This is a genomic window from Nitrosomonas sp. (assembly GCF_040256045.1).
Lineage (GTDB): Bacteria > Pseudomonadota > Gammaproteobacteria > Burkholderiales > Nitrosomonadaceae > Nitrosomonas.
This window is the reverse complement of record NZ_JBDZWD010000092.1, coordinates 1-3,637: the sequence shown is the minus strand read 5'-3', so window position 1 is coordinate 3,637 and position 3,637 is coordinate 1. Positions and strand designations below refer to the sequence as shown.

Genomic DNA, 3,637 nt, shown 5'->3' with positions numbered 1-3,637 from the left:
CCAGCTTGCGGTATAACCATCTTTTGAGCCAGCCATGATGGTCCGTGTAGAGGATAGCAATCTCGTTCTCAGAAGCTTCTTCCGTAGTCGACATGTATTTCTTTTCCAGCTTGGGCAATTGTTCTACATTAAATAAGAATGATTTTTATTTAATTGTACTCAATACATACCAATTGCTGCAATACAAGTCAGGGTAGAAAACACGGAATAGTTATTAAGGATATTGTCATTGTACAGTTACAATACCGCAATGCCGCCGAGGGCATGGACGATAACGTATGATCAGCTTCGACATCAGCGTACTGATATCCCTGCTAGACAATGATAATGAAGCCCAAGCTACCCTCTGCGGTACATTGCATTGAATGCTTTTACTTTCTCTAGAAATGTGAGTAGGGAAGCGTTGTGACGTCATCGAAGATCATCTTAAGCAGCATATTATGCAGATTATAAATGCGCAATTGCGATGCAGATCTGCCGGAGCTGAGATAAATCACCAGGTTGGTTTCGCGCGAATAGGCCTGCGTAGGAAACAGAATACCGTCCAGTCCAGCGACTATCACTTCGTCGGCCATATACCAGATCGGCAGATAGTGGCGGTAAAACTCGTTCGACATCGCCTGTTAGCCTACCGATCCCAAAGCCATAATATGTAGCCATCGCAAGCGGCACGATAGCAAATATCAGGCCACCATTCCCGAGTCGGAATCATCAGGTTGAAATGCTAAATCAGAAATCCATACTAGCCGACAATAGAAAGGTTCTCGGAGCAGAAATAGTTAAAACGCTCATTCCGTTTTCCCAGTAATCCCGGTCAAAGACATTCTGCACATCGAAGCGAAAAGTGATCGCCTTATTGTTCAAACTTGTATTCAGCTTATATCTTGTACCAAGATCGACGCGTGTCCACGCCGGGATAACCTGAGTGTTCGCCGCATCGAAGAATTTCTTCCCATTATGGTTCACCCGTCCGCTGAACGTGAGCCTAGGCAGGAACGAAGGATCCCACTCAACCCCCAACGCGATATTGATTTCCGGCACGCCAGGCGCCTTCCTGCCGTCGTTTATCCCACCTTCGGTCTTTGTCAGCTTCCCGTCGAGGAACATCACACCGCCCAGTACACGCAATCCGTTGACGGGTTCGCCGAAGACATTAACCTCGATACCTCGATTGACTTGCTCGCCATCGACCGAAAGCGTCGGAAATGGCATGCCTGGAACCGAGATCGTGCTGGCGCGAGTGATCTCGAAGGCGCCAACGGTCGTGGTCAACGTGCCCCAGTCGACTTTCATACCGGCCTCATACTGCTTGGTCCGATATGGCGGGAAGATCTGGCCGGCATTGGCAAAAGTTTCCCCGACGGTCGTGCCTTGCTCAAGACCCTCAATGTAGTTCGCATAGACCGAGACATTTTTGAGAGGTTTAAGGAGCAGCGCATAGGCCGGAGTCCAGACATGCCGGTCATAATTCGAAGTCACTGCAGTGCCCGCAGCGTTGAAATTGCCTCTATCCAGTCGTTGGCGCCGCATTCCCACGGTCAATTGAACGCGCTTGTCGAGGATCGAGAGTGTATCCACGAAACCAAAGCTCGAAACGACGGTATCAGCCCTCTTTATGGGATTGGCCCTGGGAAGGCCGGGATCAGGAATATTGGGCTCGATATAGATATTTGATGCGATCACCGAACCCGATAGGTTTGCATAGCTGTAGTCTCGTGTTGCACGAGACACATCGATCACCAGTTCATGGCTGACAGGACCAGTATCGAACGATGCCCTGATGCCTGTTTGCCCGGACAGATTCTTGTATTTTTCTCCAAAACTCGATGAAGTAGCAAGCCAGTCCCCGCTCACATTGTTGATGGTAGGGGTCGCGTTACGTCCTCCTAACTTCCAATCCCGGACGCCGAATGCAACATAAGCTGTCACATTGCTGGAAATATCCACTTCACCCTGAACCATTCCAAACAATTCTTCGTGGAACCGATCAAACCAAAAAGGACTAAATCCTTTGCTGGAATTAGGCGCACTTGGAACAGGAACACCAACCCCCACCCTAATCAGGGGTGCCTGTGCATCTATGTCGGCTTTCTGGTAGCTAAGATCGACAGAGAGCCGCACCCGCTCACCCCGGAAATCGAGGCCCAAGCCCACTAAACCAAATTCATCCTTGTTCCGCTTGATTGCAGTTTCACCCTTCCTATAGCTTCCGTTGAAGCGAGCGCCAAACTTTCCACCCTCGCCAAAACGACGTCCGACATCAATGTGAGCACCGAAATTTGAACGTGACTGATAACTGGTTGTTAGTCGCGTCAGCGGATCTTCGGGTGCCCGTTTCAGCACCATGTTGACAGTGCCTCCAATCGCGTTGCCCGAAGTCGGCAATCCGTTAAGAAGGGCATTCGGACCCTTGAGGATTTCGACACGCTCCACCAATTCCATCGGAACAATCGGTGATGTGCCATAGAGGCCGTTGATGCTCAGGCGATCCTGCCCCAGAGTGCCAAATCCCCGGATAGTGAACTCTTCGAAGCCAGTGGCACGAGAACTTTGAAGCGTAACGGAAGGGTCGTTGCGCAGCACATCTCCGACCGTCTTAGCCTGCTGATTCTGGATCAATTCCTCCGTGTAGCTTATCTGGCTAAACGGCGCGTCCATCATGTCACGATTCCCAAGCAGACCGAGGCGGCCACCGGTCGCGACTTGCCCACCGGGATAAGCAGGCGGGAGGTTGCCGAGCACAGAATTGGAATTGATCGCCCTGCTTGTCACTGTCACAGGGGGAAGCGTTCTGACTTCGCTTGCGACCGGCTGTAGCCCGTACTGCCCTTCGGCATTACGTATCGCTTCCAGCCCGGTTCCCTTCAGCAGTGCGTTCAGTGCTGCCTGTATACTAAAGGTGCCACGCACACCCGGGCTTTGCTTGCCCTGTACGAGTTCAGGCGTAGCAGCCAGCGGTACACCCGATTCGCTGATAAAACGTGCCAGTGCGGCCTCGAGTGGCCCGGCAGGAATGTTGTAGGTACGCGCAGCCTGTGTCTGCTGCATGGATGCTGCTGCGGGTTCTATGGTCTGCGCATGAGCCATAGACTGCCAGCCAGCAAGTCCGCTGATCACGACCAGGTGAATAGTTATCAGCAGGGAGCGAAAGCCCATACCTGCCCGAACAGGCAGATCGAAAACGATGACTGCTGCCGCAGAAGCGACATGGAATGGATGGCCAGACATGACAATGTTCTTCCTTGTGCAAAGTAATTGACGAATTAGAGTCAGACCACCTTACCTAGCGCACAACTGCCGAACAGCTAACAGCGAGCGTGGGCGATTTTGGTGATCTCTCACCCCTTAATCGAATGAGAGACCAAAAGGTAGAAGTACTTTTCGAAAAAAATGAGGATTATTTTTCAGATGGCACCCAAAATACGTCGGGCGTGTTCCAGCTAGGGCGTGTTGACGTTTCACATAGGTAGCCTGACCTGGTCAAGTAAAACCGGACAATCCAGTTAAGCAACATTTTTCAATATTTCCATTTCTACCTCATATTGATTCGGGCTTTTGTAGCCCCGGTATGAATGCAGTCGTTGGCTGTTATAGAACATAGAAATATACTGCAGTACATCTTGCTGGGCTTTATGGC

3 protein-coding genes are annotated in these 3,637 nt (G+C 50.9%); all 3 read right to left on the bottom strand.

The window, feature by feature from the left end; translation table 11 throughout:
* Positions 1-380: 380 nt before the first annotated feature.
* Positions 381-617 (bottom strand): hypothetical protein, encoded by a 237-nt coding sequence (locus ABUL11_RS11115; RefSeq protein WP_350283918.1) that lies wholly within the window; start codon positions 615-617, stop codon positions 381-383.
* Positions 618-729: 112 nt separating this feature from the next.
* Complete coding sequence (locus tag ABUL11_RS11110) at positions 730-3,228, bottom strand: TonB-dependent siderophore receptor (RefSeq protein ID WP_350283917.1); 2,499 nt, start codon at positions 3,226-3,228, stop codon at positions 730-732.
* Between the two features lie 275 nt (positions 3,229-3,503).
* The coding region (locus tag ABUL11_RS11105; protein ID WP_350283919.1) for an IS3 family transposase at positions 3,504-3,637 on the bottom strand (134 nt) is incomplete at its 5' end.

Coding starts and splice junctions, on each gene's coding strand:
- ABUL11_RS11115 (WP_350283918.1), bottom strand. CDS start 617: ATGTCGAACGAGTTTTACCGCCACTATCTGCCGATCTGGTATATGGCC.
- ABUL11_RS11110 (WP_350283917.1), bottom strand. CDS start 3,228: ATGTCTGGCCATCCATTCCATGTCGCTTCTGCGGCAGCAGTCATCGTT.